A 26924-nucleotide genomic window follows, 5' to 3' on the forward strand; every position below is an offset into this window, starting at 1 on the left:
GCAGGCGCATGAGCGACGAGGCGGGGCGCGCGCTGGATCTCGGCGCGTTTCGGGCGGCGTACGGCCACTTTTTGAAGGGTGATCGGGTGCTCCTCACGGGCCACTCGCACCAGGCGTGGCCGGACGTCGCGCGCGCGGCGATGCTCGAGGCGTTCGACGACGCCGCGCGGTTCGTGGACGACAAGTGGTACCGCGCGGTCTTCCCGAAGATGGAGTCCGTCGGGCGTCGCATCCTCGGGCGGCTCGGGTTCGACGAGGGGGATGCGATCACCTTCGGCAAGAGCACGCACGAGCTCGTCACGCGCCTGCTCTCGTGTTTCCCGCTCGCCTCGGCGCCGCGCGTGGTCACGACGCGGTCCGAGTTCCATTCGTTGCACCGCCAACTATCGCGCCTCGCGGAGGACGGTCTTCGCGTGACGTGGGTCGACACGGCGGATCGCGAGGCGCTCGTGGATCGGTTCCTCGAAGCGATCGTGCCTGGCACGAGCCTCGTCGCGCTCTCGGCCGTGCTGTTCGAGGATGCCTTCGTCGTGCCGCGGATCGCGGAGATCGCAGCGCGCGCGGTGGAGGTCGGCGCCATCCCGCTCGTCGACGCGTACCACGCGTTCAACGTGGTGCCGATCGAGTGGGGACCCGCGAAGGACGCGCTCTTCGTGACGGCCGGCGGCTACAAGTACGCGGCGCTGGGGGAGGGGATCTGCTTCTTGCGGTCCCCCGCAAACACAAAACTTCGGCCGGCGGATACCGGCTGGTTCGCGGATTTTTCGGCGCTCGACGGCGAGCGCACGGGGACCGTCGGGTACGGGCCGGGCGGCGCGCGGTTCTCCGGCGCGACGTTCGATCCCACGCCGGTCTATCGTGCGGACGCGGTGCTTCGGCACTGGGATGCGTTCGGGCTCGACGTTCCGGCGCTTCGCGCGATCTCGCTCCGCCAAACGCGCCGCATCCTCGCCAAGCTCGACGCGGCGGGGCTTGCTGATCGCGTGGCCTCGTCCCGGGTGGACGAGCGGCGCGGACCTTTTGTCGCCGTACGATCTCCGGGCGCCGGGCACGTCGTCGAGCGGCTGCGGGCGCGCGAGGTCTTCGTCGACTCGCGTGGCGATCTCGTGCGGATCGGCCCCGCGCCCTACCTCACGGACGACGAGATCGATCGCGGCACGATCGCCGTCGCCGAGGAGATCCGCCGCGAGGTCGCGTCGTGAGTCGCACGTACGTGCCCCACCTCGATGACGCGCGCGTCGCCGAGGCGGCGACGCAGACGCACGTGATCTGGTCGGGCGGCCGCACGCTCCAAGCGCACATCGAGGGCCAGCGCGCGCAGCTCCGCCGCGCCGGGCCCGCGATCCTGCGGTACACGGGCCTGCTCGACGAAAGCGGGCGGCTCGTCGCGGGCATCAAGCGATACGGCCTTTCCGTGAGTGTGCCCGGCGGCGGCAAGGCCCCGGGCGTGGGCATCGGCGCGGTCTTCACGCGGCCCGAAGCACGCGGGACGGGCGCGGCGAGCGAGCTTCTTCGCGCCGTGCTCGACGAGGCGCGGGACGACGGTGTCGCGCTCGCGCTTCTGTTTTCGGACATCGATCCCGGCTTCTACGAGCGACTCGGCTTCGTCACCTTGCCCTCGCTCGAACACACGGCGACCGTCTCCGCGTTCCCCACTGAGACCTCGCTCGACGCGCGTCCTTCCACGCCCGAGGACGAGCGCTGGATGCTCGAAGCGTACGACGCGTCCTGGGATCCCTCGTTCGTGCGACCCGCGCGCACGCTCGAGATCCTGCGGTACTTCCGCTTCCGCAACCACGGCGATCTCGGCTGGATCCTTCGTCGCGACGGCCGCGACGTCGGCTACGTGCTCGCCGCGCTCCACGACGGCAAACGCGACGACGGGGCCGAACCGCCGCCCCGCACGTTGTGGGTCGACGAGTGGGCCGCGCCTGGAATCCCGCGCGAAGACGTCCTCGGCGCCATCCGGCGGATCGCGCTCGCCGAGGGCGCCGCGTACGTCGCGAGCTGGCTCCCGCCGCACCTCGAAGGCAAACCGTTCGTCGCGCGGAACCGATCCACGGCGATCGCCATGGTCCGCGCGCTCGGCGGGCCCCTTCCCAGCATCGATCCCGGCCAAACGTTTTTCTCGTCCTTGGATCACTTCTGATCCAGCCCTTGCAACGTTTCGTGGTTCCGGTACCCTTGTTGAACATGATTGTCATCTTCGCCCGTCTCCGATCACTCGTTGCGCTGCTCGCGGCGGCGCTGGTGCTCGTGGCCGCGCCCCTCGCGAGGGCCGATTACGGCGATCCCCCCGAGGTCGAGGCGCAGCGCCTGGTGCACGTGCTCGGCTACGTGGGCGCGGACTACGGCGGCGCCGTGGAGCACGGCGCGATCACGAACCAGGGCGAGTACGACGAGCAGCTCTCGCTCCTCGACGACGGCGCGAAGATCGCCGGGCGGATCCAGCCCGCGCTGCCCGCCGATGCGCCGCGCGTGGATCTGCCGTCGCTCGTCGGCAAGGTGCGCGGGCTCGTCGACAAGAAGGCGCCCGCGAGCGAGGTGACGGCAGCGACGCTCGATGCGCGCACGGCGATCCTCGGCGCGTTCCGTCTCGCGGAGGCGCCGGCGACGGCCCCGAACGCCGAGCGCGGCCGTGAGATCTTTCAGAAGCACTGCACCGAGTGCCACGGCGAGCAAGGCCGCGGCGACACGCCGAAGGCCGCGACGCTGAACCCGCGGCCCGCGAACTTCTGGGATCCGGACGTGGCCGACGGCATGACGCCGTTCCGCGTGGCGAGCACCGTGCGCTTCGGCGTGCAAGGCACCGCGATGGTGCCGTTCTCGCAACTCAGCGAGGCCGAGCGATGGGATGTCGCGTTCTACGTGGTCTCGCTGCGGCACACGGAGGCGGCCGCGGACGGCTCGCCGACGTACGCGCTCGCGGAGCTTGCGACCCGCTCGGATGCGTCGCTGCGCGCGGAGCTGCTCGCCGCGGGCGTGGCGCAGGATCGTGTCTCCGCGGTGCTCGCGGATTTGCGGAAGCGCGCGCCTTACGAGGATCGCGCGGCTCGCTCGCCGCTCGCGCTCGCGCGGGCCAAGCTCGATCGGGCGCGTGTCGCGCTCCAGCGTGGCGATCGCGAGGGCGCGAAGGGGCAGATCATCGACAGCTACCTCGAAGGCGTCGAGCCGGTCGAGGCGCAGCTCAAGTCGATGGACGCCGGCGTCGTGGCGCGCATCGAGGACCACTACATGGGCATGCGCGCCGCGCTCGATCGGGGCGAAACGCCGGCCGAGCTCAGTGCGGCGATCGGCCGGACGCTCGCGGAGCTCACGGCCGCTGAATCGAGGCTCAAGGAAGGCGCGAAGCGGACGAGCTTCGTGTCCACGGCGATCTCGAGCGGCGGCATCGTCGTGCGCGAGGGCGTCGAGGCCGCGCTGCTCGTCGCGGCGCTGCTCGGCCTCGCGGCGCAGGCGGGCCACTCGGACAAGAAGCGTTACGTCCACGCCGGGTGGGCTGCGGCGATCCTCCTCGGCGTGCTCACGTTCATCCTCTCGCTCCGGCTCGTCACGATCTCGGGCGCGAAGCGCGAGCTCATCGAGGGCATCACGGCCCTGCTCGCGACGGCCGTGCTCTTCTACGTGAGCTACTCGCTGCTCGCGAAACGCGAGGTCCAGCGCTGGATGCGCTTCCTCAAGGAGCACATCTCGCCGCGCAAGGCCGCGCTCTCGCTCTTCGGCGTCTCGTTCCTCGCGGCTTACCGCGAGGCGTTCGAGACCGTCCTCTTCTACCAGGCCCTGCTCGCCTCCGACGCCTCGTCGCTCGCAGCCGTCGTGGGTGCGGCCGTCGGCGCGGTCGTGCTCGTGATCATCGTGGCGATGTACACGCGGGCTGGACGTTTCGCGCCGCCGCAGGTCTTCTTCCGCATCTCCAGCTACCTGCTCTACGGCCTCGCGGTCGTCTTCATCGGCCAGGGCCTCTCGGCGCTGCAGATGGCGGGCGTCGTGCCGGCGCACCGGGTCGGCCTGCCGAGCGTGCCCGTCGTTGGCTTCTATCCGACGCTCGAGACGATCACCGCGCAGCTCGTCCTGCTCGCGCTCGCGGTGGGCGCGTACGTGTGGAACAAGCGTTCGCCCGCGGCCGGCCCCCCGCCGCGCGGCGCGACGCCCGCGCCGGCGAAGGGTTAGAACGCAACCCGGTGAACCGCTGGGGCCCCCGGGTGCAAGAGCCGGAGGCCTCGGCGGGCGACGTCCTCGGCGCTCGTCGCCGACTCCGCGAGATCCCACTCCAGATACATCTTGTCCCCGTCGAAGCAGCCGAAGCTCGTCGACACGCAGAGCATCGGCTCGCGATCGATCGCGTAGCCCGTCCGCGCGACGTCGTGCCCGTACACGGCGACGCGCGCGTTCGAATGGATGGCGCGGAGGAAGGACCAGGCGCGCTCGGACGATGTCGTCCGAGCCCAAAGGAGCGCCCCGAGCGTCCCGCGGGCGGCCATCTCTTCGAGCGTCAGGCCTGTACACCCGTCGAGCGACAGGTTCTCGAGATCGTCGCGGCTCTGGATGCGCGCGTGCGGCGCCGCGTGCAGCATGACGAGCTGAGCCTTCGGGGCCACGGCGACGAACGGCCACGTACGGAACCAGGCGCGCATCGCCAGCGTGCCTTCGTCGCCGAGCAGCTCCTCGAGCCGCATCGCTTCGTCCGGGAAGAACTTCGCTACGATCGGACCGCCGACGTGCGCGTGCTCGTGGTTGCCGAGCAGATAGTGCACGCGGCCCGGGTACCTGTTTTGCAGCTCGCGTGCTCGTTCGAGCAGCGCCGGCGAATCGCCTTCGTAGTAGCTGCCGAGGTAGTCGGGCCAATCCATCTCGGCGAGCTCGGGCCCGTGTACCAGGTCGCCGGTGACGACCAGGACGGCCCCGTCGGGCTCGCGGGCGGCGCGTTCGAAAATGGCAGTGATGCGCTCGAAGTCGTCCACGTGACCCTGGAGGTCCGTGGCGACGATGAGCTTGCCGCGTTCTGGAAGCACGACGACGCGTCGCACAGCGGGCGAGAGTACCGCACTTCGGTCTTCTTGCTCGTGAAAGCGCGCACGCCCTCGTCACATCGGGCGAGGTGGCCGCGATCTGAGCGGAATGTCACCCGGTAGCGTCTCGCTGGCCTGGGGGCTACTCTACCGCGCCATGAACAATCAGAGCCTTTCCGCGTGGGTCGACGAGGTGGCCCGCCAGACGGAGCCCGACCGCGTGGTGTGGTGTGATGGCTCCGAGGAAGAGTATCGCGGCCTCGTGCAGGCCATGCTCCGGGACGGCACGCTGCACGAGCTCGACCAGGCGGCGTACCCCGGGTGTTACCTTCACCGGAGCCATCCGTCCGACGTGGCGCGCACCGAGCACCTTACCTTCATTTGCTCGGATCAGGCCGAGGACGCCGGACCGACGAACAACTGGATGTCCCCCGCGGACGCGCGCGAGAAGGTGGGCCGCCTGTTCGACCGCTCGATGCGCGGACGGACGATGTACGTGGTCCCGTACCTGATGGGCCCGGTCGGCTCGCCCGCTTCGAAGGTCGGCGTCGAGATCACGGACAGCGCTTACGTCGCGGCCAGCATGCGGATCATGACGCGCATGGGGAAGGTCGCGCTCGATCACCTCGGTACGTCGAGCGACTTCTGCCGCGGCTTGCACTCGCTTGGCGACCTCGACCCGAACCGCCGCTTCATCGCGCATTTCCCCAAGGAGCGGCTCATCTGGAGCGTCGGCTCGGGCTACGGCGGCAACGCGCTGCTCGGCAAGAAGTGCTTCGCGCTGCGCATCGCGAGCACCATGGCGCGCGACGAGGGCTGGCTCGCGGAGCACATGCTCATCATGGGGCTCGAAGATCCCGCTGGGAACGTCACGTACATCTGTGCCGCGTTCCCGAGCGCCTGCGGCAAAACGAACCTCGCGATGCTCGTCCCGCCCGCGAGCCAGCAGGGCTGGAAGGTGTGGACCGTAGGCGACGACATCGCGTGGCTGCGCGTCGGCCCCGATGGTCGGCTCTGGGCGGTGAACCCCGAGGCTGGTTTCTTCGGCGTCGCGCCTGGCACGAGCCGCAAGACGAACCCGAACGCGCTCGCCACGGTCCAGCGCAACACGATCTTCACGAACGTGGCGATGACGCGCGATCGGCATCCGTGGTGGGAGGGCATGGACGGCCACGTGCCGGACGAGCTCACGGACTGGCAGGGCAGGGCCTGGACGCCCGCGAGCAAGGAGCCCGCTGCGCATCCGAACAGCCGCTTCTGCGCGCCTGCGAAGCAGTGTCCGTGCGTCTCGTCGTTGATGGAGGCGCCCGAGGGCGTGCCGATCAGCGCGTTCGTGTTCGGCGGCCGTAGAGCCAAGCTCGCGCCGCTCGTGTACGAGGCGCGCGACTGGGCGCACGGCGTGTACCTCGGCGCGTCGATGGCCTCGGAGACGACGGCGGCGGCCACGGGCAAGGTCGGCGTCGTGCGCCGCGACCCGATGGCGATGCGCCCGTTCTGCGGATACAACATGGGCGACTACTTCGGGCACTGGCTCGAAATGGGGCGCGGCCGCCCGCATTTCCCGAAGGTCTTCCACGTGAACTGGTTCCGCACGAACGACGCGGGCAAGATCCTCTGGCCCGGCTTCGGCGAGAACCTGCGTGTGCTGCGCTGGATCAACGATCGTGTCCACGGCCGCGCGAAGGGCCACGAGACGGCGCTCGGCATCTTCCCGAACGAGGGCGAGATCGACACGAGCGGGCTCGATCTACCGGAGTCTGCGATGAGCGAGCTCTTCTCGATCGATCGCGAGGCGTGGCTCGCGGACCTCGCCGATCAGGAGGCGTTCTTCGGATCGTTCGGGGGCAAGATGCCCGAGGGGATCTGGAACGAGCACCGCACGCTTCGTTCGCACCTAAAGACCTGACGCGGCTTCTCCGCGCATCCGCACCCGCGGCCCCGGCGACGACGTCGGGGCCGCGTCGTTTCCATCCTCTGCGTGGACCTCTGCCCGAGCCTTTTGCGTTGCGTCGTCACACTGCGCCGTCACGACGACGCATTGCGCTGCGCGCGAAATGTCTGCGCCCCGTCTTGACCTCATCGTCCTTTATCGCTACTTGCAGTTTCAAAATCTTTTGAAAGTTCATTCTGCCATGTCCGAGCGCGAAACCCCGAGACAGGACGACGGCCACGAGGCCGAGCTCATCGCGGCCGAGGCGATCGGTGACGTGATCGAGCACTGGGGGTTTCGTCGCGTCCTCGGGCGCGTGTGGACCATCCTGTTCATCGCGGCGGAGCCTTTGCCTGCGGCCGTCATCGGAGAGCGGCTGAGCTTGTCGGCAGGGGCGGTGAGCATGTCGCTCACCGAGCTCCAGCGCTGGGGCGTGGTGCGGCGCGTGTTCCGGCCCGGCGAGCGCAAGGAGTACTTCGAGGCCGAGACGGACTTCTGGAAGATGATCTCGAAGGTCTTCGACGAGCGCGAGCGTCTGCTCGCCGAGTCGGTGCGGGCGCGGCTCGAACGCGCGGTGGCGATGCTCGAGGCCCGGCCGCGTCTGCCGGGGGCCGAGCAGCGCGCCGATCGCGTGCGCCGGCTGCTCTCCTTCGTCATCGTCGCCGAGACCGCGCTCGACGGCTTCATTCGATCGCGCCGCGTGGACTTTTCGCCGTTCGGCGACCTCATCCGTTTTCCGCTTCGCGTGGCTTCACGCAAGCGCAGGGCCTAGCCATCTCGAGACCCTTCGGTTCGGGGACGGAGCGGAAATGCCGTGCCCCGGCGGGAGAACCCATGTCGATCGCAACGTATCCCATCCAGCGCGTCCCTCATCACGACGTCGTCGGGGCCCTCGAGCGTGGCTGCCAGGAGCACGGCCTCGATCCGCTCGCGGGCAAGCTCGCGGAGCTCCGCCTCTTTCTCGCGCATGACCTCGACGAGGTCGATCGCGCCATCGCTGCCGTGGGGCTCGGAGCGGAGACGCCGGCCCAGGCGAGCGCGCGGCACCTGCTCTCGCAGGACGGCAAGCGCCTGCGGCCCATCGTCGTCGCGCTCGCGGCGCACGTGGGCAAGGGCTTCAACGACGCGGCGCGCGCCTACGCCGTGGCCGTCGAGCTCGTGCACAACGCGACGCTCCTGCATGACGACGTCGTCGACGTCGGCGCGCGAAGGCGTGGCGCCGACGCGGCGCGCGTCATCTACGGCAACGCCGCGAGCATCTTCGGCGGCGACTGGTTGCTCGTCGAGGCCCTGTGCCGCATCCAGCGCGCCGGCAGCGCCGAGGTCCTCGCGCGCATGCTCGATGTCATCAAGGAGATGGTCATCGCCGAGTCGATGCAGCTCGCGCGTCGCGGCAAGCTCGACACGAGCGTCAGCGACTACTTCCACATCGTCGATGGCAAGACGGCCTCGCTCTTCCGCTGGGCGATGTTCGCGGGCGGGCGCGCCGGCGGCGTGAGCGACGAGGGCTGCGAGGCGCTCGTCGATTACGGCAAGAAGCTCGGCGTCGCGTTCCAGCTCGTCGACGACGTCCTCGATGTCGCGGGTGATCCCGAGGCCACCGGCAAGACGCTGCTCGCGGATCTCGGCGAGGGGAAGATGACGTACCCCTTGCTCTGCGCGCTCGAGCGTTGCCCGGAGCTCGTGCCGCTGCTCGAGGCGGTGTGCGCGGGGGAAGAGGTCGGGCCCGAGGTGGGCGGTCGCGTGGCGTCGCAGCTCCGCTCGTCGGGCGTGGTCGACGAGTGCCTCGCGCTCGCGCGGAAGCTTTGCGAAGAGGCCATCGCGGGGCTGTCTTCGATCCCGGATGGAGTCGCCAAGAGTGCGCTCGTGACCGTCGCGCGCGCGACGCCCGAGCGCAGGAGGTAAGCGCCATGATCGTGTCCTTGAAGAGCGGCGCCGACGCGGCGAACGTGCTCAGGGAGCTGACGGGGCGGGGGCTCTGGGTCTCGCGCGTGGAGCGCAGTACGTCTGGCGGCGCCGTGCATTACGTCATCGCGCCGCATTCGCAGCCGGCGGATCCCGAGGATCTCGCCCGGATCGACGGCGTCGCCGAGGTGACGACGCCGAAACCCGCGCACCCGCTCGTCTCGGCGCAGGGCCCGGTCGTGGATGTCGGCGGCTTGAAGATCGGCACGGACAAACCGGTCTTCATGTGCGGCCCGTGCAGCCTCGAATCCGAGGCGCAGGTGCACGAGACGGCCTCGGTGCTTTCGTCGCTCGGCATCTCGTTCATCCGCGGCGGCGCGTTCAAGCCGAGGACGAGCCCGTACGCGTTCCAGGGCCACGGCGACGTCGCGCTCGAATGGGTGCGGCGCGCGGCCGATGCGACCGGGATGCGGGTCGTGACCGAGGCGCTCGGTGAGGGCCACGTCCCCACGGTCGCGGCGTACGCGGATCTCGTGCAGGTCGGCTCGCGCAACATGCAGAATTTTTCGTTGCTCAAGGCGATCGGCAAGACGGAGAAGCCGGTGCTCTTGAAGCGCGGGATGGCCGCGACGATCGAGGAGTGGCTGCTCGCGGGCGAGTATCTGCTCTCGCACGGCGCGAAGGGCGTGATCTTCTGCGAGCGAGGCATCCGCGGCTTCGACGATTCGACGCGGAACCTGCTCGACATCGGGGCCGTGGCGCTCCTCCGGTACGTGCATCGGCTGCCAGTCGTGGTGGATCCTTCGCATGGCCTCGGCCGGCGAGATCTCGTCGCGCCGCTCGGTCGTGCGGCGCTCTCGGCGGGCGCAGCGGGGCTCATGATCGAGACGCACCCGGATCCCGCGTCGGCGCTCTCGGACGGCCCGCAGGCGGTGCCGCTCGGCGAGCTCGGCTCGCTGCTCGGCCGCCTCGTCTCGGCGGAGGGGGCCCGATGAAGCGCGCGATCACGAGCCGCCTGAGCAAGTTCTACGAGCGCTCACCGGAGGCGCGCCTCGTCGTGCTGCGGGAGATGGGCGCCGTCGACGACGCCTCATTCGCGCACCTCGCGCGGGGCGGATCGCTCGACGTCACCGTGGCCGATCACATGAGCGAGAACGTGATCGCGACGCATGCGCTCCCGCTCGGCGTGGGCCTGAATTTCGTAATCAACGGTCGCGATGTCCTCGTGCCCATGGCCGTCGAGGAGCCGAGCGTCGTGGCCGCGGCGTCGAACGCGGCGCGGATGGTGCGCGCGTCGGGCGGGTTCTTCGGCGAGGCGGATGCGCCGATCATGACGGCCCAGATCCAGCTCGACGACGTGCCCGAACCAACGGCGGCGTGTGCGCGGATCCTCGAAGCGCGATCGCGGCTCGTCGCGCTCGGCGATGCGTCGATCCCGCGCATGGTGGCGCGTGGCGGCGGCGTGCGTGATCTCGACGTGCGGGTGCTCGACGAGGCGCTCGGCGTGATCGTGCTGCACGTGCACGTCGACGTGGGCGATTGCATGGGCGCGAACACGGTCGACACGGTGGCCGAGGCCATGGCGCCCACCGTGCACGAGATCGCGGGCGGCACGATGGGGCTTCGGATCCTCACGAACTTGCCGCTTCGGCGGCTCGTGCGCGTGCGCGCGGAGGTGCGCGATGAGGACGTGGGCGGAGCGGAACTCGCGGACGGCATCGCGCGCGCCAGTCGCTTCGCCGAGCTCGATGTCTTCCGCGCCGTCACCCACAACAAGGGCTTCATGAACGGGCTCGACGCGGCCGCGATCGCGCTCGGGCAGGATTTTCGGGCGATCGAGGCGGGCGCGCACGCGTTCGCCGCGCACCGCGGGCAATACCGGCCGCTCAGCACGTGGAAGCGCAAGCCCGGCGGGCTCGTCGGCGAGGCGGAGCTGCCGCTCGCGGTGGGCACGGCAGGTGGCTTGTCGAGCGCGCATCCGGGCGTGCGCGCGGCGCTCGACATGCTGGGCGCATCGAACGCGGGCGAGCTCGCCGTGGCGCTCGCATCGGTCGGGCTCGCGTCGAACCTCGCGGCGCTTCGCGCGCTCGCGGGGGAGGGGATCCAGCGAGGTCACATGCGCTTGCACGAGCGCAAGCACAACGTGCAGGCCGATCCGGCGCCCGCGCTGAACGGGTCGCGAAGCGAGGTGGGACGATGAGCGAGGTGTCGACGAAGGCTCCGCGCGCGGGCAGCGGCGAGATGTTCGACGCGATTGCGGCGCGTTACGACCTCCTGAACCGGATCCTCTCGCTCGGGATGGATCAAGGCTGGCGGCGCCGCGCGGTCGAGGCGCTCGCGCTGCGCCCAGGCGCACGCGTGCTCGATCTCGCCACGGGGACCGCGGACCTCGCGATGTCGATCGCGAAGTCATACCCCGACGTGACGGTGGTCGGCCTCGATCCGTCGAGCGGCATGCTGGCCGAGGGCGCGCACAAGCTCGCCGCGGCTGGGCTCGAAGGTCGCATCACGCTGCGGATCGGCGACGCGCAGGCCTTGCCGTTCGAGGACGCGAGCGTCGAGGGCGTGGCCATCGCGTTCGGGATCCGCAACGTCCCCGATCGCGCAAAAGCGCTCCGCGAGATGGCGCGCGTCACGCGACCGGGCGGGCGTGTCGTGATCCTCGAGCTCTCCGAGCCTCGGGCCGGCGTGATGGGCCTGCTCGCGCGCACGTACGTGCACGAGATCGTCCCGCGCATCGGCGCGGCGCTCTCGGGGGCGAAGGAGTACCGCTATTTGCAGCGCTCGATCGAGGCGTTTCCGCCGCCCGACGTCTTCGGCCGGATGATGGAGGAGGCGGGGCTCCGTGTGCTCGAAGCTTCGCCGCTCACGTTCGGCGTCGCGCATCTCTTCGTGGGCACGCCGCTCGGGGAAGGGGCGCGGCGGGAGGAGGCATAGGTGTCTTCGGGCCTCGGGACAGACCTCCTCGCGCGGCTCTCGCGGGCCACGAGGAGAGGAGCGGGATCGGCCGGGGAGATCGTGGCCGTCGTGGCCCCCGCGCCGGTCGTGCCCGCGGCCCGGCTCGTCGCTGCGTGCGCGTCCGCCACGCCGATCGTGCTGTTCCAGGCCCCTCCGCGCGACGACGAGGAGCCGCTCGGCATCGTCGGCTTCGGCGAGATCGCGCGGGTCGAGGGGAGCGGACCCGAGCGGCTCGTGCAGGTCACGAGCGCGGCGCGGAAGCTGTTCGCGTCGCTGCGCGAGGAGCGTGACGCGGATGCCGGTAGCGCGCCGGGGCCGCGGTTCGTCGGGGGTTTGTCCTTCCGGACCGAGGCGCATCACGAGCCGCCGTGGACGTCGTTCGCGGATGCGAGTTTTTCCCTTCCGCGGTGGATCTACGTGGCCCGCGCAGGCGAGGCGTGGCTTTGGCTTCTGGTCCGCGAAGAGGACCTTGCATCGGAGCGTTCTTCCATCGAAGCCGAGCTCGCGTCGATCGAGGCGGCCTTCGTGGCCGCGGCGCAGCCTGCGCAGGATGCGCCTTCGCATGGGGCAGGGGAGGGCGCGAAGATCGAAGGGACGAGCCGCGAGGCGTTCTGTTCGCTCGTGCGCGAGGCGCTCGACGCCATCCGTGCGGGCGAGATCGACAAGGTCGTCCCCGTCGCCGCGAGCCGCGTCTGTCCGACTCGTTCGCTCGACGCGCGTGCCGTCCTTGCGCGGATCGCCGACGCCTACGCCGAGACCACGCGGTTCGCCGTGCAGCGCGGAGAGCGTGTCTTCCTCGGCGCCTCGCCCGAGCGGCTCATCTCGCGTCGTGGCCGCGTCCTCAGCACGGACGGGCTCGCCGGCACGGTGCGACGTGGCGAAGGCGATGCGTCTCTCGTGCGTGCGCTCCTCGCGAGCCCCAAGGAGCGACGCGAGCACGCGCTCGTCGTCGAGTCCATCGCATCCGTGCTCGGCCCTCGTTGCGCCTCGCTCGACGTACCCGAGACGCCCACGATCCGCAGCCTGCCCAACGTCCATCACCTGTGGACGCCGATCCGCGGCGCCCTTCATGACGACACGCATGTGCTCGCGCTCGTCGAGGCCTTGCACCCGACGCCGGCCGTCTCGGGCACGCCGCGTGATCGCGCGACCGCGTGGATCGCCGCGCACGAGCCCGACGCGCGCGGCTGGTACACGGGCGCCGTCGGATGGTTCGACGCCGCCGGGGATGGTGATTTCGCAGTCGCCATCCGCGCCGGACTCGTCTCGGAGGACGAGGCCTGGCTCTACGCGGGCGCCGGGATCGTCGAGGGATCGGATCCGCCCGCCGAGTACGCCGAGACCCGCGCGAAGCAAGCGCCCATGCTCGTGGCCCTGGGGATCGTATGAACACCAACGGAAACGATCACCTCGCCTGGGCCGAGACCTTCATGGCCGCGCTCGCCTCGGCCGGCGTGCGTGATGTCGTGGTTTGTCCGGGCTCCCGCTCCACGCCGCTCGCGCTCGCCGCCGACGTCACCGAGGGCCTGCAGATCCACACGGCGGTCGACGAGCGGGCCGCAGCCTTTTTCGCGCTGGGACAAGCCCGCGTGACCCGCCTTCCGAGCGTCGTGCTCTGCACGTCAGGCACGGCCGGTGCGCACTTCATGCCCGCCGTGATCGAGGCCTCGCAGAGCCACGTCCCGCTCCTCCTTGTCACGGCCGACAGGCCCTGGGAGGCCGTCGACGTCGCCGCGCCGCAGACCATCGACCAGACCAAGCTCTTCGGCGCGCACGTGCGCTTCTTCGTGGAGCTCGGCCTTCCCGATCCCGGCGCGCCGCGCGAGGCCCCGGCCCGCGTCGCGATCCACGCCGCGACCCGCGCCCTCGGCCCCGATCCCGGCCCCGTGCACGTGAACGCGCGCTTCCGCAAGCCGCTCGAGCCTTCACAGCCGTGGCCCGATCCCGATCGAGCCACGCGCCTCGCCGACGTCCTTCGCCGCGGCACGACGCGCGTCTTCACGCCCCGGATCACGGCGCCGCCCGAGGCCCTCGACGACCTCGCCGCGCGCATTTCCCACACGGAACGAGGCCTCATCGTCTGTGGCCCCGCGCCCGTCGATCGCCCCGAATCCCCGCTGCGCGAAGCCGCCGTCGCGCTCGCTCGTGCCACCGGCTTCCCCCTCCTCGCCGAGACCACGAGCCAGGCCCGCTTCGGAGCCGCCGCGCCGGACGTCGTCTCTTGCGCCTCCTTCGACGCCCTCCTGCGCGATTGCGCTTTCGCCGAGCGCCATGCGCCCGATCTCCTCATCGAACTGGGCGCGCCCCCCACGTCCCAGGGGTACGCCGACTACATCGGAAAACACCCGACCGCCGCGCGTTACGTCATCGCGCCCCACGGCTGGAACGATCCCTCGCAGGACGCGACGGCCCTCGTCCTCGCCGATCCCGCCGAGACGGCCCGCGCCCTCGCTGCGCGCCTCGGCCCTCCGCGCCGCTCCTCGCCGAGCGCCTGGGCCGAGAGCTTCCGCCGCGCCGACGCCCTCGTCTGGTCCCTCGCCGAGGCCCACGCTCCCGCCGTCCACCTCACCGAGGCCGCCGTCGCCCGCATCGTCGTCGCCGCCTCCCCCGCGGGCGCGCTCTTCTCCGTCGGCAACAGCTTGCCCGTCCGCGACGTCGACCTCTGGGCCCCGCCTCGAACGAACCCCCTCGGCGTCCTCCACCAGCGCGGCGCCAGCGGCATCGACGGCCTCGTCGCCTCCGCCGCCGGCGCGGCCAGCGTCGCTGGTCGGCCCGTCGTCCTCCTCCTCGGCGACACCAGCGTCCTGCACGACCTCACGAGCCTCTCGCTCGCGCGCCGTGCTCCCGTCCCCCTCGTCGTCGTCGTCGTCCAGAACCAGGGCGGCCGCATCTTCGAGCGCCTCCCCATCGCCCGCGCCGTCGATGTCGATCGCTTCGATAAGTACTTCACGATGCACGAGCCCGTTGATCTCGCGCCCGCCGCGGCCGCGTTCGGCGTTCGGTTCGCCCGTGTCGCGTCGGAGCACGCCCTTGGCCGTGCGTTCGCCGACGCCCTCCGGACGGCTGGCGCGACGCTGATCGAGGCCGTGGTCCCGCCGGACGACGGTCGCGCGCGTGTCACCCGCTTCCGGACCGAGCTTTCCGCCGCGCTCGCCCGCGAGGATCTCTCATGAGCCCCGAAAAGACCGCGACCCTCGGGTCCTTGCCTTCCGCCGCTTCCGCGCCCTCGATCCGCCCGGGCTCGGTCCGCGCCTGGGTCCTCGCTTGCCGCCCCGCCACCTTGACGGCCGCCGTCGTCCCCGTCGCCGTCGGCAGCGCCGTCGCCTATGCGAGTGGCTCGTTCCGCGCGCTCCCTGCGCTCGCGGCCCTGCTCGGCTCGATCCTCATCCAGATCGCCACGAACTTCGCGAACGACGTCTTCGACCACGAAAAAGGCGCCGACACCGAGGAGCGCCTCGGCCCGACCCGCGCCACCGCCACGGGCCTGCTCACCCCGCGCCAGGTCCGCAATGGCCTCGCCGTCACGGTCGCGCTCGCCCTGCTCCCCGGCCTCTACCTCGCGTCCGTGGGCGGATGGCCCATCGTCGCCATCGGCATCACCTCGATCCTCGCCGGCATCGCCTACACCGGCGGACCGTACCCGCTCGGCTACCACGGGCTCGGCGACGTCTTCGTCTTCCTGTTCTTCGGCCTCGTGGCCGTCTGCGGCACCGCCTTCGTCCAGGTCGGCGGCGTCCCGCCCCTCGCGCTCCTCGCCGCCGTGCCCGTGGGCGCGCTCGCCACCGCGATCCTCGTCGTCAACAACGTCCGCGACCGCGAAACCGACGTGAAGGCTGGCAAGCGCACGCTCGCCGTTCGCTTCGGCCGCCGCGCCGGCATCCTCGAGTATGCTGCGCTCCTCGCTGCCTCCTACGCTGCGCCCGTCGTCTGCGTGGCCAGCCTCGGCCGCTCGCCGTGGGCGCTCTTGCCGCTCGTGTCCTTGCCCCTCGGCCTCGGCTTGCTCCGGGCCCTCGCGACACGGGAAGGCCGCCCGCTGAATGCGGTCCTCGCGCGGACGGCCATGCTCCTCTTGCTGTTTGGCGTCCTGTTCAGCGTCGGGCTCGTGGTCGGGGGAGCGTAGCGTGCGGATCCAGGGCGGCGCCGCGCACCCAGCGTACGGCCCGAACCGCCAGTTCGTGCGCCTCGGCATGCGCGACGAGCACGAGCGCCTCGGGATCGGCGAAGCCTCCCCGTTGCCCCCGTTCAGCGCGGACGTCGCGTCGGTGCTCGCCGTTGTCCTTGGCGAAGCGTTTCCCGAGCTCGCCACGACGGCCGACGACCGCCCGCCGCGCGAGGCCGTTGCCGCTGCGATGGCGCCCGTCGAGCGTGCGCTCGCCCCGTACCCCGCGGCGCGGTTCGCCCTGGAGACGGCCCTTTTCGACGTCGTCGGCCGGAGACGCGGCCTCTCCGTGGCGGCCTGCCTCGCCGGCGTGGGTCGCCTCGACGCCGTGCCCACGAACGCCCTGCTCGATGCCTCGGCGCCCGACCTCGTCGAGCGGGCCCGCGGGGTCGCCGAAGCGGGCCTCCACGCCGTGAAGGTAAAACTCCGCGCCCGGGACGAGGCCGGCTTCGCGCAGGAGCTCGCCGCGCTCCGGGCCTTGCGGGAAAGCCTCCCGCTGCCGTTCGAGCTTCGCCTCGACCCGAACGGAGCCTGGACGGTGGCTGAGGCCCACGAAAAACTCGCCCGCCTTGCCGAGGTCGCGCCTCGGTACGTCGAGCAACCCGTCCCGGCCGCCCTTCTGCCCGAGCTCGGCCCCGCGGCCGTCCCCTGGGCCGCGGACGAGTCCCTGCTCCTCCCGGGCATGGCCGAGCGCCTCGCGCGCGCCGAGGGGTGCGCCGCCTTCATCCTGAAGCCCGCCGCCCTCGGAGGCCTCGATCGTGCGCTCGCCGTCGCCGCGATCGGCGCCGCGGCGGGCCTCGATCTCGTCGTCACGCACTTCGCCGACGGTCCGGTCGGCCTCGCCGCGGCCGCCGAGCTCGCGCGTGCCCTGCCTAAGCCGCCGCTCGCTTGTGGTCTGGAACCCCATCCGGGGCTGTCGGCCTATCCGGCGATGGCGATTCCCCAGCGGGGACGACCGGGCACGGTCCGGGAGGCGGCGCTTCCGGGTCTCGGCTTCTCGGAGGAGGCCCGAACACGATGGATCACGACGGACTGAGCGTGCTCGAAGCGATCCGGGAGCCCGGCGTCGCGAGTCAGGCAGCACTGATCGAGGACGGCCGCGTGACCTCGTTCGGCGAGCTCGCGGCCCAGGTGGAATGCGTCGCGTCATCCCTCGCGGCGCAGGGACTCGGTCCTGGATGCCGCGCCGCGTTGCGAACGACGTGTGACGTCGGCACGGTCGTCACCATCCTCGCCCTGATCGAGCTCGGCGTCGCCCTCGTTCCGATTCACCCGCGGCTGACCGATGCGGAGGTGCGCGTCATCACCGAAGATGCGCGCCCAGATCTTCAGATTCAGCCTTTCATCCGAAGCGACAACCTTCCGAAATCTGGCGTATTTTCACGGACAACCTCCACCCCATCCACGCCGCTCGCGATCCTCTACACCTCGGGCACGACGGGCCGCCCCAAGGGCGCCGTCCTCTCCCGCGGAGCCTTCGTCGCGAGCGCCACGGCCAGCGCCAAGAACCTCGGCTGGACCCCCGACGACCGCTGGCTCGCATGCATGCCCCTCGCCCACGTCGGTGGCCTCTCCATCGTGACGCGTTGCATCGAGGCCCGACGGCCCATCGTCCTCGAACCCCGCTTCGACCCCGACGCCGTCCTTCGCGCCATCCGTCGCGAGCGCGTCACCCTGCTCTCGGTCGTCCCGACCATGCTCCGCGCCCTCTTCGACGCCGACCGCGACGGCACCCTCGCCACGCTCCGGCTCGTCCTCGTCGGCGGCGCCGGCGCGCCCCCCGCGCTCCTCGAAGAGGCCGCCGCCCGCCGCGTCCTCGCCCTCACGACCTACGGCCTCACCGAAGCTTGCTCGCAGGTGACCTGCCAGCCCCTCCGCGCCCCTGGAACCACCGAGCCAGGATCTGGAAAAGCGCTCCCTGGTGTGGACGTGCGCACCGTTCTCGAGAACGGCACGCTCGCGGCTCCCGGCGACGTCGGTCGCATTCAAGTACGCGGCCCCATGCTCATGAGCGGCTACCTCGCCGGCCCCGGCGAGCCCCTTCGCACCTCGCTCACCGTGGACGGATTTTTCGACACCGGCGACCTCGGGGCCCTCGACGAACAAGGCCGCCTCTTCGTCCACGCCCGCCGCACCGACCTCGTCGTCACCGGCGGCGAGAACGTCTACCCCGCCGAGGTCGAGCAGGCCCTCGAAGCGCTCCCCGGCGTCACGCGCGCCGTCGTCTTCGGCGTCCCGGACGAACGCTGGGGCCAGATCGTCGCCGCGGGCCTCGCCCTCGACGCGCCCGACCCAGCCCGCGCCGCCGCCCTCGTCGCCGAAGCCTCGGCGCGCCTCGCCCCCCACAAGCGCCCGCGCCTCGTCGCCGCCGTCGAATCCCTGCCGCTCACGGCCTCGGGCAAGCTCGATCGCGCCCGGGCCATCCGCGAGCTCAGCCCGCGCCTTTCACCTGTGCCCCGACGGCCGTGAGCGCTGCCACGGCCTGCTCGGGGAGGCCCCTCGACCGGAACGTCTCCCGATCGATGCACACGTGCACGGCCTGCCCGATCGCAAGCACGCGCCCCTCGGTCGAACGCACCCGCGCCCCCACGTGCAGCGACCGTTCGCTGAGCACGAGCTTCACGACCTCCACGACCACGTCGTCGCCGAACCGCATCGGTCCCAGATAATCCGCCTCGGCGTGCCCGAGCGGCATCCCCCACTTGCCCTCGCGCAAGACGGCCGCGAGGTCGATGCCCGCGCGTCGGAGAAGGCTCAGGAACGCGTCGTGGAAGTACTCGAGGACGCGGGCGAAGTAGATGATCCCGGCGGCGTCGACGTCCTGGAAGCGGACGGGGCGCGATTCGGCATGCAGGACGGTGGTGGCGTGGACGAGCTCGTCGGCGGGGAGGCGGGGTCGGTCGGACATGGCCGGGAGCCTACCGCAAGCGTGGTATCGTCGCGCGGCTCGAAGCAGGGGACTTCGGAAAGAGGGGCGAGGATGCACGTAGGAATCTGCGGTTACCCAGGTTCAGGCAAGACGACGGTGTTTCGGGCGCTCGCGCCTGGCGGCAAGGCGGATCGCGAGATCGCCTACGGCAACATCAAGGTGCCCGACGCGCGCGTCGACTTCCTCGCCTCGATCTTCAGCCCGAAGAAGACGACCTTCGCAGAGATCACGTTCGTCGACGTCGGCAGCGGCACCCGCTCGGGCGGCGCCTTCCCGCCCGCCGTCTTGCAGGGCATGCGCAATGCCGACGTGATCGTGCACGTGGTGCGAGGTTTCGAAAACCCCTCGCTCACAGCGCCGTCCGACCCGCCGCGCGACGAGAAGGCGTTCGACGAGGAGCTGCTCCTGCTCGACCTCGGCACGCTGGAGAAGCGCAAGGAGCGCTTCAAAAAAGAGTCGAAGAAGGGCCCCGAGGTCGAGGTGAACACGAAGATGATCGAGCACCTCGAGAAGAGCGAGCCGCTACGCACGCTGGACCTCTCCGAGGAGGAGCTGCGCGCGCTCGGCCCGGGGATCCAGCTGCTCTCGATGCAGCCGCTCATCACGCTCTACAACCTCTCCGAGGAGGCATGGAACGACCCGGCCCGCGCGCACCTTCGCGAGACGAAGCACGGCAAGCAGTGGGTGAAGATGGCCCTCTGCGGCTCGATCGAGGCGGAAATCGCGGCCTTGCCAGCCGAGGAGCAGAAAGATTTCCTCGAAGGACTCGGCCTCGGCGAGCCCGCGCGCAACGTCTTCGTGCGCGAGGCCTACCGCCTGCTCGACTACATCAGCTTCCTGACCGCGGGCCCCGACGAATGCCGCGCCTGGCCGATCCGTCGCGGCACGAACGCGAAGCGCGCCGCAGGCAAGGTGCACTCAGATCTCGAACGAGGCTTCATCCGCGCGGAGATCTACCGGCCCGAGGACCTGGAGATCGCTCGCACCGAGGCCGCGCTGAAGGCCCAGGGCAAGATGCGGCTCGAAGGGAAGGACTACATCGTCAAGGACGGCGATGTCGTGCACTTCCGCGCCGGGACCTGAGTCTCTTCTTGGGGCCGTTGCGCTGGGGCGTTGCCCCAGGCCCCAGCAGGGGCTATCCGCCCCTGCACCCGGACCAGCGCAAGCGCTGGACCCAGGGTCGATGAACTGCGCGATGCGCAGTTCATCGAACAGGCCGAGGCAAGACCAGCGACGACCCTGCCAACCAAGACCGCCGTGACTGGCAACGCTGTCCCTGGTCTTGCCACCGGCCTGTGGAAGAACTGCGCATCGCGCAGTTCTTCCAACCCGAGTCCAGGGCTTGCCCTGGTTCGGGTCGAGGGGCGAACAGCCCCCGCGGGGCCCGGGGCAGAGCCCCGGCGCAGCGGCTACGCCACCGCCACCGCCTCGGCGGGGTTGTCCTTCGAGGACTTCGCGTTCTCGTTGACCTTGACGCTCACGATGCGCGACACGCCTGGCTCCTGCATCGTCACGCCGTAGAGCACGTCCACGGACTGCATCGTGCGCTTGATGTGCGTGATCAGGATGAACTGCGAGTGCGCCGTCATCGAGCGGATCGCCTCGTTGTAACGAGCGACGTTCGCCTCGTCGAGCGGCGCGTCGACCTCGTCGAGTACGCAGAACGGCGAGGGCTTGAACTGGAAGATGGCGAAGATGAGGCTCACCGCGGTGAGCGCTTTCTCGCCGCCGCTCATGAGCTCGATGTTGCCGAGCTTCTTGCCTGGCGGCTGCGCGAGGATCTCGATGCCCGTCTCCAGCATGTCCTCGGGGTTCGTGAGCCGTAGCTCCGCCGCGCCGCCGCGGAACATCTTGGGGAAGAGTGCCTTGAAGCGCGCGTTGATCGCGTCGTACGTTGTCTTGAAGAGCTTCTTGCACTCGCGGTTCATCTGCGCGATCGCCTTCTCCAGATCGGAGAGTGCGCTCTCGAGATCGTCCTTCTGCTGCGCGTAGTACTTGTGCCGCTCCTCGGCCTCGGCGTACTCGCGCATCGCGTCGAGGTTTACCGGACCCATGCGATCGAGCAGCTCGCCGAGCTCCTGGATGCGCGCCCGGTGCTGCTGATCGACCGGCGCGCGCTTGTGGTAGTCGCCCACGACCGTCGGCAGATAGAGGCCACGGAACTTTTCGCGCACGCCATCGATGAGGTGGTTCTCCTCGATGTCGAGCCGCGCGAGCGCCATCTCGTGCTGCCGGAGTTTTTCCGTGGCGTCCGTGAGGTCCTGCCGGAGGCCCTTCAGATCGGCCTCCTTCGCTGCCAGGATCTGCCGCGCCTCGTCGAGCCTGCGCCGCGCATCTTCGAGCGACGCGTGCGCCTTCTGCGCCCGTTGCACCGCGTCGTCGAGCTTCTCCCGCGACAGCATCATCGTTGCCGCCGCGACGCCTGCGCCCTCCGCGCAGTCCGTCCGCTCCCCGTCGAGCCGCGCGATCCGCCCGCTGAGCTCGTCGCACGACCGCGCCAAACGCTCCACCGTCGCGCGCGCCGCCGTCGCCCGCTCGCGCACGCGCGCGAGGCGCACCTTGCGCTCGGTCACCACCGATTGCTGCGCGATCACGCGTTCCTTCCACTCGGCCGCGAGCTCCTCGCTCGTCGCGAGCCTCCCGCCGACCTCCTCGCGCAGCCGCCGACCTTCTTCGAGTTTTTCGCGCGCCTCTTCCTGCTCGCCGCCTGCGTTCTCCAGCGCGCCCATGATCTCTTCGAGATCCCGCTGGACCGCGCTGCGCCGCTTCTGCGACGCCGCGAGCTGCTCCTCCGCGCGACGTAGATCCTTCTCGGCCGTCACGAGCGCGATCTCGCTCGTGTGTGCCTCGCTCCGCGCCTTGTCCACGGCCGCCGTGAGCTCCGCGATCCGCTGCCGCTCGGCCGTCTGCGCTTCGAGCAGCGCTGTCACCTGATCGCCGAGCTTCGCCACGACGTCGTGCAGCTCGCGGATCTCCCGCTTCTGCTCCAGCATCCCCGCCGCCACCGCGTCGCCCGCGCCGCCGCTCACGGTTCCATCCGGACGAACCACCGTCCCGTCGAGCGAGACGAGCGTCACCGTCGCTCCCGACGTCGCCAGCCGGATCGCCGCCTCCGCCGTGCGCACGACGACCGCGTCGCCCACGAGCGCTCGCACGAGCGGCTCGTCCTCCGCGGAGAACCGCAGCCGCTCGAACAGCGGACCCACCACGTCTTCGCCCGACGGGAGCGACGTCGGCCCGCCTGCCACGTACCGCGGCCGCGCCGGCACGAGCGTCGCGCGCCCTTGCTTCTTCGCCGCGAGATCGCCGAGCAGCGCCGACGCGCGCTCCGTGTTCGTCACGACGATCGCTTGCAGCTTGTCGCCGAGCAGCGCCGCGAAGGCGGGGAGCAGCTCGGAAGGCGCCTCGATCCGATCGGCCACGAGGCCCACGATCGACGGATCCTTCGTCTTGAGCAGGCTCTTCGGCCCGGCGCCCACGCCTTCGAGCCGCGCGTGGATCTCTTCGAGCGCGCGCAGACGGCTGCGCTTCTGGTTGTGCTCGTTCTTCGCCTGCTCGACCTTGCGATCGCTCGCGACCGCCTGCTCCCGCAGCGTCTTCGCTTCGTTCTCGAGCGTGGCCCGCTGCTCGATCGACGTCTTCTTCTGCGCCGCCAGCTCCGCGACCTGCGCTGCCAGCACCTCGCGCTTCTTTTCGAGCTCTTCCAGCTCGTAGACGAGCCGCCCGTGCTCGTCGTCGAGCTTCTCGCGGCGCACCATCATGTCCGAGAAGCGCCGCTCGTAGCCCGTCAGCATCGCCTCGGCCGCCGCGACCTTCGCCGCCGCGTCCGCCGCCTGCTTGCGCAGCCGCGAGGCCTCCTGCTCGGCCTCTTTTTCGCCCGCGCGCACCTCTTCGAGCCGCTCGTGCTCTTCGAGCGCCTCGCGGTTCTCGCGCTGCTCCTCGGACGCCACGTTCTCGAGCTGCTTCTCGAGCTCTGCGCGCTCGACCCGCAGATCCGCGATCGTCTTCTCCAGGTCCTGCTGCTCGACCGTCGCCGCGGCCCTGCGCTCTTCGAGGTGCTTGAACCGATCCTTGGCGCGAGTGAGCTCGGCCTGGAACGTGCGCACGTCGTTGTCGGCGGAGAACGCCGCGTTTTGCGCCTTCTCGGCCTGCTCCTCGGTCTGGTGCGCGGCGAGCCTCTGCACTTCGAGCTCGGCGTCGCGCGCGGCGAGCGCCGTGCGGGAGGCGAGGACCTTCTCGGCGTACTCGGCCCGCGCGATCGTCTCGCGCTGCCTGAGCACGATGATCTCGAGCAGCTTGTGCGAGGCCTCGTGCAGCATGAGGTCCTCGAGCTCCTTGCGGTAGGCGATGTAGCGCTCCGCCTTCGCGGCCTGGCGCTTGAGCGACGAGAGGCTGCGCGAGATCTCCGAGACGATGTCGCCGATGCGCAGCAGGTTCTGCCGCGTCTGCTCCATCTTCTGCTCGGCCTGCTTCTTCCGGGCCTTGTACTTCGTGATGCCCGCGGCCTCCTCGATCAGCATGCGCCGATCCTCGGCTCGGGCCGACACGATGAGGCCGATCTTGCCCTGCTCGATGATCGAGTACGCCTTCGTGCCGACGCCCGTGCCGAGGAAGAGGTCCGTGATGTCCTTCAGGCGGACCTGGGTCTTGTTGATCAGGTACTCGCTCGTCCCGTCGCGGTAGAGCCTGCGGGTGACGGCGATCTCGGCGTAGTCCTTGTATTCGAGCGGGAGCTGCTGGGCGAGCTCGGGGTCGGTGTTGTCGAAGGTGAGCGTGACCTCGGCCATGCCGTGCGGCCCGCGCGACTCCGACCCGTTGAAGATGACGTCGGCCATGCTCCGGCCGCGCAGGTGCTTGGCGCTCTGCTCGCCCATGCACCAGCGGATGGCGTCGACGATGTTCGACTTGCCGCAGCCGTTCGGGCCGACGATGCCCACGACGTCGACGTCGAAATGGACCACCGTCCGGTCGACGAACGACTTGAAGCCGGCAATCTCGAGCTTCCGAATACGCATCCGACGTCACCGGCGATGGGACGGTCACATGGCGTCACATAATGCCACGTACCGCCACGCATCGCGCAGGGCTAGGGTTACACCCGCCGGGGGGGCGCGGCAAGGTGTTCAGATGTTCGGGGCGTCAGACGTCCGCAGTGGAGACGAAAGGGCTAGCCACCAGGCGCCTGGGTGGCCAGAATGGCTGGCAGTCGCCCGGCGCCTTGACAGGCGTCCAACGAAGCCGTACCTGCACGGCGAAATTCCGCGAGGTATTCTTTATGCCTACCTACGAGTACGCCTGCATGTCCTGCGCTCACGAGTGGGAAACCGAGCAGTCGATTCGTGAAGATCCCCTCAAGGAGTGCCCAAGCTGCCACAAGGAAACCGCCCGACGGCAGATTTCCCGTGGCACGGGCTTCATCCTGAAGGGAAGCGGCTGGTACGCCGACCTCTACAGCTCGTCCAGCAACAAGTCGTCGTCCAAGTCCGAGAGCAGCAGTAGCTCCGAGAGCAGCTCCTCCTCGTCGACCTCGTCCTCGGAGAGCTCGTCGAGCACGTCCTCGACGTCCTCCGCAGCCACGTCCTGATCCGGCGCGATCCCCACGCGGGCGGGCCTCTCGTCCCGACGCGCGTGGCTCGGGTGCAGAGCTCCTTTCGGGAGCGGAGCCCTGAAGCGTGTACGGTAAGGCCGCCCCGCGTCGGTCCGAGGAATGCTAGGTTGTCGGGGTATGGACGAGAGAAAGCGGCTCGATGAGCTTCGTGCGCAGCTCGCGGAGATCGATCACCAGATGCTCCGCCAGCTGGAGCGGCGCGCGCGTGTCGCCCAGGACATCATCAAGCTGCGCAGCGGGACTGCTCGTTTTGCGCCCATCGCAGACGGGCAACACTTGCTCGCTCTCGAACGAGCGGCCGAGCCGCCGCTTCCGCAAAGTGCTGTCCGGACGGCCTTCGCCGCCATCGACGCCGCCTGCCGCGTCTTCGAGGTGGCGCCGCGTGTCGTGTTCCTCGGCTCGGAAGGGGGCTTCGGCTGGATGGCCGCGCGCGAGCAGTTCGGCCCAAGCGCCGAGCTCGTCCGCGGCGAGACCGTCCTCGGCGCCCTCGACGAGGTCGCCCGCGAGCGCGCCGAGTTCGCGGTCGTGCCCTACGAGTCGCTCGAGGACGGTCCGATCTTCCCGACCATCCAGGGCATCGCCGCCGCGGACCTGAAGCTCGTCGGCGAGCACGAGCTCTCGCAAGTCCTCGTCCTCGCGAACGCCACGGGCAACCCGAGCGACGTCGAGAAGATCCACGTCACGCCGCAAGATCACGGGGCCACGGTCCGGTACCTCGAGTCGAACCACCCGCGGACGGCGGTCTCCGACGTGCGCTCGCCGTTCGTCGCGCTCGAGCTCGCCGCGGAGAACCACGGCAGCGCCGCGATCGTCCCGCGCGGGGCGCTCGCTCCAGACACGCCCGTGCGCGTGGCGCGGGAGAACATCGGCGATCAAGGCGAGGTGCGCATGCGGTACGGCGTGGTCTCGCGCCTGCCGGCGCCGCGCTCGGGCTCCGACGCGACCGCGCTCCTGTTCGGCGTGCACGACAAGCCGGGCGCGCTGCACGAGATCCTCCAGCACTTCAAGGAGCGGAGCTGCAACCTGCGCCGCATCCAGTCGCGGCCCGTGCCGGGCGAGGGCTGGGAGTACGTGTTTTACGTCGAGGTCTTCGGCCACGTGACCGACAGGAACCTCGTCGCCGCCCTCGAGGGGATCAAGCGAGAGGCGAAGATGCTCAAGATCGTGGGCTCTTTCCCGCTCGAGCGGCCCACGTACCGAACGCCCGAGGCGGAGGATCGTCGTCGAACGTCATGACCTTTGCGGCTCGTCGCGCCCGCCCGGCGCGCTTCTTTGCTTTCACCCTCTCCGCCACACTCCTCGCCCTCGGTCCCTCCGGCTGCGGGGGCGGAAACGAGAACGTCGTCCTCGTCGGCGGTCGGCAGGTCGATCCGGCAGTGATCGATCGGGATCCCGTCGCGCTCTTGCCGAGTAACCCCGTGATGCTCGGCTACCTCGACGCAGCGGCGATGTTCCAGTCGAGCCTGGGCCCGGACGTCGGTTCGATCATCACGGCGGTCTTGCCGCTCGGACCCGAGTCGAACTTCGTCGCATCGCGCGACGTGACGCGGCTCTACGGCGGGATCTACGCCATGCAGGGCGCCGATTTCTGCGCCGTGGTCCAGGGCAACTTCGACGTCGCCTCGATCCACCGCGCAGCCGAGGCGCGCACGAAGGTGAGCTCAGGCCTGCCCCTCGTGCGCTCGCGGTACGCGGACATGGACCTGTACACCGCAGGGAACGTGGGCTTCGTGTTGCTCACGCCGCACACGGCACTCACGGGCAACGAGACGGGCATGCGCCGCGCGCTCGATCGGCTGCGGACCACGGAGATCAAGCGCGACGTGCCGCCGTGGATGATCGAGCTCCTGAACACGCCCAACGCGGCGTTCGCGCTCGCGGGGGACATCAGCGGGCAGGGGACGGTCGAGGCCGCGACGCAGAAGATGCCGTTCCTGACGGGGCTGCAAAAGGTGCGGACGATCGGCAATTTCCAACCGCCAGGCATGAACCTCGCCGGGTCGCTGACGTACGCGGACGCGGCGTCTGCAGCGGCCGGGACGACGAATCTTGCCGATCTGCAGAAGCTCACGGGCTTCATGGGGCTTTTGTCGTCACTCGGGCTGATGGGCCCGGTGCCGCAGATCCAGGTGGCGCAGCGCGAGAACGACGTCGCCTTCACGATGCCGGTCGACACGTCATTCGCGCGGTTTCTGCTGGGGATGCTCGGCGACGTCGCGAAGAAGGCGACGACAGGGCAGGCACCGTCGAGCGGGTGGGTTTGGCCGCTTTTGACGCGCTGACGGTGCGCTGCAGCGTAGCGCCGGGGTTTCACCCCGGACCCCGACCAGGGGTTGTCCACCCCTGGACCCGGACCAGCGCAAGCGCTGGACCCGGGGTCGATGAACTGCGCGATGCGCAGTTCATCGAACAGGCCGAGGCAAGAC

21 protein-coding genes and 1 pseudogene are annotated in these 26924 nt (G+C 70.3%); 18 read left to right on the top strand and 4 right to left on the bottom strand.

Features of this window, described 5'->3' with window-relative positions; all coding sequences use genetic code 11:
* The first annotated feature begins 8 nt into the window (after positions 1-8).
* The 3 genes from KEG57_RS43165 to KEG57_RS43175 are packed head-to-tail and all read left to right on the top strand — an operon-like array spanning position 9 to position 4170.
* The gene (locus KEG57_RS43165) at positions 9-1202 is read left to right on the top strand and encodes an aminotransferase class V-fold PLP-dependent enzyme (RefSeq protein WP_272423722.1); all 1194 of its coding nucleotides are present in this window, start codon (positions 9-11) and stop codon (positions 1200-1202) included.
* A complete protein-coding gene (locus KEG57_RS43170) occupies positions 1199-2149 on the top strand; it encodes a GNAT family N-acetyltransferase (RefSeq protein WP_272423721.1) in 951 nt (316 codons plus the stop codon). The genes KEG57_RS43165 and KEG57_RS43170 overlap by 4 nt, the downstream gene beginning before the upstream one ends.
* Positions 2150-2193: 44 nt before the next feature.
* Positions 2194-4170 carry an FTR1 family protein gene (locus KEG57_RS43175; protein WP_272423720.1) on the top strand — a complete coding sequence of 659 codons (1977 nt, stop codon included), beginning with the start codon at positions 2194-2196 and terminating at the stop codon, positions 4168-4170.
* Here the strand turns inward: KEG57_RS43175 and KEG57_RS43180 are convergent.
* Positions 4167-5027, bottom strand: coding sequence for a metallophosphoesterase (locus KEG57_RS43180; protein ID WP_272423719.1), 861 nt, complete (start codon positions 5025-5027; stop codon positions 4167-4169). The two genes, KEG57_RS43175 and KEG57_RS43180, sit on opposite strands and share 4 nt — an antisense overlap.
* A 139-nt stretch (positions 5028-5166) precedes the next feature.
* Between KEG57_RS43180 and KEG57_RS43185 the strand changes: the two genes are divergently transcribed.
* From KEG57_RS43185 to KEG57_RS43235, 11 genes are all read left to right on the top strand, one after another.
* Positions 5167-6915 carry a phosphoenolpyruvate carboxykinase (GTP) gene (locus KEG57_RS43185; protein ID WP_272423718.1) on the top strand — a complete coding sequence of 583 codons (1749 nt, stop codon included), beginning with the start codon at positions 5167-5169 and terminating at the stop codon, positions 6913-6915.
* A 226-nt stretch (positions 6916-7141) separates the two neighbouring features.
* Positions 7142-7711, top strand: a complete 570-nt coding sequence (locus tag KEG57_RS43190) for a GbsR/MarR family transcriptional regulator (RefSeq protein ID WP_272423716.1) — start codon at positions 7142-7144, stop codon at positions 7709-7711.
* A 62-nt stretch (positions 7712-7773) separates the two neighbouring features.
* Positions 7774-8844 (top strand): polyprenyl synthetase family protein, encoded by a 1071-nt coding sequence (locus KEG57_RS43195; protein ID WP_272423714.1) that lies wholly within the window; start codon positions 7774-7776, stop codon positions 8842-8844.
* Positions 8845-8849: 5 nt separating this feature from the next.
* Complete coding sequence (gene aroF / locus KEG57_RS43200; protein ID WP_272423713.1) at positions 8850-9839, top strand: 3-deoxy-7-phosphoheptulonate synthase; 990 nt, start codon at positions 8850-8852, stop codon at positions 9837-9839.
* Positions 9836-11044: a hydroxymethylglutaryl-CoA reductase, degradative gene (locus KEG57_RS43205; protein WP_272423712.1), complete on the top strand. Its 1209-nt coding sequence runs from the start codon at positions 9836-9838 to the stop codon at positions 11042-11044. Before aroF ends, KEG57_RS43205 begins: the two co-directional genes overlap by 4 nt.
* On the top strand, positions 11041-11781 hold the full coding sequence (gene ubiE, locus KEG57_RS43210) for a bifunctional demethylmenaquinone methyltransferase/2-methoxy-6-polyprenyl-1,4-benzoquinol methylase UbiE (RefSeq protein ID WP_272423711.1): 741 nt from the start codon (positions 11041-11043) through the stop codon (positions 11779-11781). The genes KEG57_RS43205 and ubiE overlap by 4 nt, the downstream gene beginning before the upstream one ends.
* A complete protein-coding gene (locus tag KEG57_RS43215; RefSeq protein WP_272423709.1) occupies positions 11782-13191 on the top strand; it encodes an isochorismate synthase in 1410 nt (469 codons plus the stop codon). It begins immediately after the preceding gene.
* Positions 13188-14975 carry a 2-succinyl-5-enolpyruvyl-6-hydroxy-3-cyclohexene-1-carboxylic-acid synthase gene (gene menD, locus KEG57_RS43220; protein WP_272423708.1) on the top strand — a complete coding sequence of 596 codons (1788 nt, stop codon included), beginning with the start codon at positions 13188-13190 and terminating at the stop codon, positions 14973-14975. The genes KEG57_RS43215 and menD overlap by 4 nt, the downstream gene beginning before the upstream one ends.
* Positions 14972-15922: a 1,4-dihydroxy-2-naphthoate polyprenyltransferase gene (locus KEG57_RS43225; protein ID WP_272423706.1), complete on the top strand. Its 951-nt coding sequence runs from the start codon at positions 14972-14974 to the stop codon at positions 15920-15922. The genes menD and KEG57_RS43225 overlap by 4 nt, the downstream gene beginning before the upstream one ends.
* A 1-nt stretch (position 15923) precedes the next feature.
* Positions 15924-16997, top strand: coding sequence for an enolase C-terminal domain-like protein (locus tag KEG57_RS43230; RefSeq protein ID WP_272423705.1), 1074 nt, complete (start codon positions 15924-15926; stop codon positions 16995-16997).
* Positions 16979-18430, top strand: coding sequence for a class I adenylate-forming enzyme family protein (locus KEG57_RS43235; protein ID WP_272423704.1), 1452 nt, complete (start codon positions 16979-16981; stop codon positions 18428-18430). The genes KEG57_RS43230 and KEG57_RS43235 overlap by 19 nt, the downstream gene beginning before the upstream one ends.
* On the opposite strand, the gene KEG57_RS43240 is transcribed toward KEG57_RS43235, so the two are convergent.
* Positions 18393-18869: an acyl-CoA thioesterase gene (locus KEG57_RS43240; RefSeq protein ID WP_272423702.1), complete on the bottom strand. Its 477-nt coding sequence runs from the start codon at positions 18867-18869 to the stop codon at positions 18393-18395. The genes KEG57_RS43235 and KEG57_RS43240 overlap by 38 nt on opposite strands.
* 72 nt (positions 18870-18941) lie before the next feature.
* On the opposite strand from KEG57_RS43240, the gene KEG57_RS43245 reads away from it, so the two are divergent.
* Positions 18942-19973 carry a DUF933 domain-containing protein gene (locus KEG57_RS43245; protein ID WP_272423701.1) on the top strand — a complete coding sequence of 344 codons (1032 nt, stop codon included), beginning with the start codon at positions 18942-18944 and terminating at the stop codon, positions 19971-19973.
* Positions 19974-20299: 326 nt separating this feature from the next.
* Here KEG57_RS43245 and smc read toward each other — a convergent pair whose 3' ends face one another.
* Positions 20300-23905, bottom strand: coding sequence for a chromosome segregation protein SMC (gene smc / locus KEG57_RS43250; RefSeq protein WP_272423699.1), 3606 nt, complete (start codon positions 23903-23905; stop codon positions 20300-20302).
* A gap of 260 nt (positions 23906-24165) precedes the next feature.
* Between smc and KEG57_RS56290 the strand changes: the two are divergent.
* Positions 24166-24312: pseudogene (locus KEG57_RS56290) on the top strand (FmdB family zinc ribbon protein); the annotation flags it as partial.
* Positions 24313-24338: 26 nt separating this feature from the next.
* Here KEG57_RS56290 and KEG57_RS43260 read toward each other — a convergent pair.
* A complete protein-coding gene (locus KEG57_RS43260) occupies positions 24339-24491 on the bottom strand; it encodes a hypothetical protein (RefSeq protein WP_272423777.1) in 153 nt (50 codons plus the stop codon).
* A 124-nt stretch (positions 24492-24615) separates the two neighbouring features.
* Here KEG57_RS43260 and KEG57_RS43265 point away from each other — a divergent pair, with 124 nt between their 5' ends.
* Together KEG57_RS43265 and KEG57_RS43270 are read left to right on the top strand one after the other, a co-directional pair.
* A complete protein-coding gene (locus KEG57_RS43265) occupies positions 24616-25734 on the top strand; it encodes a bifunctional chorismate mutase/prephenate dehydratase (RefSeq protein ID WP_272423697.1) in 1119 nt (372 codons plus the stop codon).
* Entirely contained in the window at positions 25731-26780 is a 1050-nt protein-coding gene (locus KEG57_RS43270) for a hypothetical protein (protein ID WP_272423696.1), read from the top strand. The genes KEG57_RS43265 and KEG57_RS43270 overlap by 4 nt, the downstream gene beginning before the upstream one ends.
* Positions 26781-26924 lie beyond the last annotated feature (144 nt).

It is taken from the genome of Polyangium jinanense (assembly GCF_028435365.1).

What these genes read in the sequence shown, in the direction of transcription:
- KEG57_RS43235 (WP_272423704.1), top strand. Translation starts at nt 16,979, where the DNA reads ATGGATCACGACGGACTGAGCGTGCTCGAAGCGATCCGGGAGCCCGGC.
- KEG57_RS43225 (WP_272423706.1), top strand. Translation starts at nt 14,972, where the DNA reads ATGAGCCCCGAAAAGACCGCGACCCTCGGGTCCTTGCCTTCCGCCGCT.
- KEG57_RS43190 (WP_272423716.1), top strand. Translation starts at nt 7,142, where the DNA reads ATGTCCGAGCGCGAAACCCCGAGACAGGACGACGGCCACGAGGCCGAG.
- KEG57_RS43185 (WP_272423718.1), top strand. Translation starts at nt 5,167, where the DNA reads ATGAACAATCAGAGCCTTTCCGCGTGGGTCGACGAGGTGGCCCGCCAG.
- KEG57_RS43205 (WP_272423712.1), top strand. Translation starts at nt 9,836, where the DNA reads ATGAAGCGCGCGATCACGAGCCGCCTGAGCAAGTTCTACGAGCGCTCA.
- menD (WP_272423708.1), top strand. Translation starts at nt 13,188, where the DNA reads ATGAACACCAACGGAAACGATCACCTCGCCTGGGCCGAGACCTTCATG.
- KEG57_RS43175 (WP_272423720.1), top strand. Translation starts at nt 2,194, where the DNA reads ATGATTGTCATCTTCGCCCGTCTCCGATCACTCGTTGCGCTGCTCGCG.
- KEG57_RS43270 (WP_272423696.1), top strand. Translation starts at nt 25,731, where the DNA reads ATGACCTTTGCGGCTCGTCGCGCCCGCCCGGCGCGCTTCTTTGCTTTC.
- KEG57_RS43240 (WP_272423702.1), bottom strand. Translation starts at nt 18,869, where the DNA reads ATGTCCGACCGACCCCGCCTCCCCGCCGACGAGCTCGTCCACGCCACC.
- KEG57_RS43165 (WP_272423722.1), top strand. Translation starts at nt 9, where the DNA reads ATGAGCGACGAGGCGGGGCGCGCGCTGGATCTCGGCGCGTTTCGGGCG.
- KEG57_RS43265 (WP_272423697.1), top strand. Translation starts at nt 24,616, where the DNA reads ATGGACGAGAGAAAGCGGCTCGATGAGCTTCGTGCGCAGCTCGCGGAG.
- ubiE (WP_272423711.1), top strand. Translation starts at nt 11,041, where the DNA reads ATGAGCGAGGTGTCGACGAAGGCTCCGCGCGCGGGCAGCGGCGAGATG.
- KEG57_RS43245 (WP_272423701.1), top strand. Translation starts at nt 18,942, where the DNA reads ATGCACGTAGGAATCTGCGGTTACCCAGGTTCAGGCAAGACGACGGTG.
- smc (WP_272423699.1), bottom strand. Translation starts at nt 23,905, where the DNA reads ATGCGTATTCGGAAGCTCGAGATTGCCGGCTTCAAGTCGTTCGTCGAC.
- aroF (WP_272423713.1), top strand. Translation starts at nt 8,850, where the DNA reads ATGATCGTGTCCTTGAAGAGCGGCGCCGACGCGGCGAACGTGCTCAGG.
- KEG57_RS43195 (WP_272423714.1), top strand. Translation starts at nt 7,774, where the DNA reads ATGTCGATCGCAACGTATCCCATCCAGCGCGTCCCTCATCACGACGTC.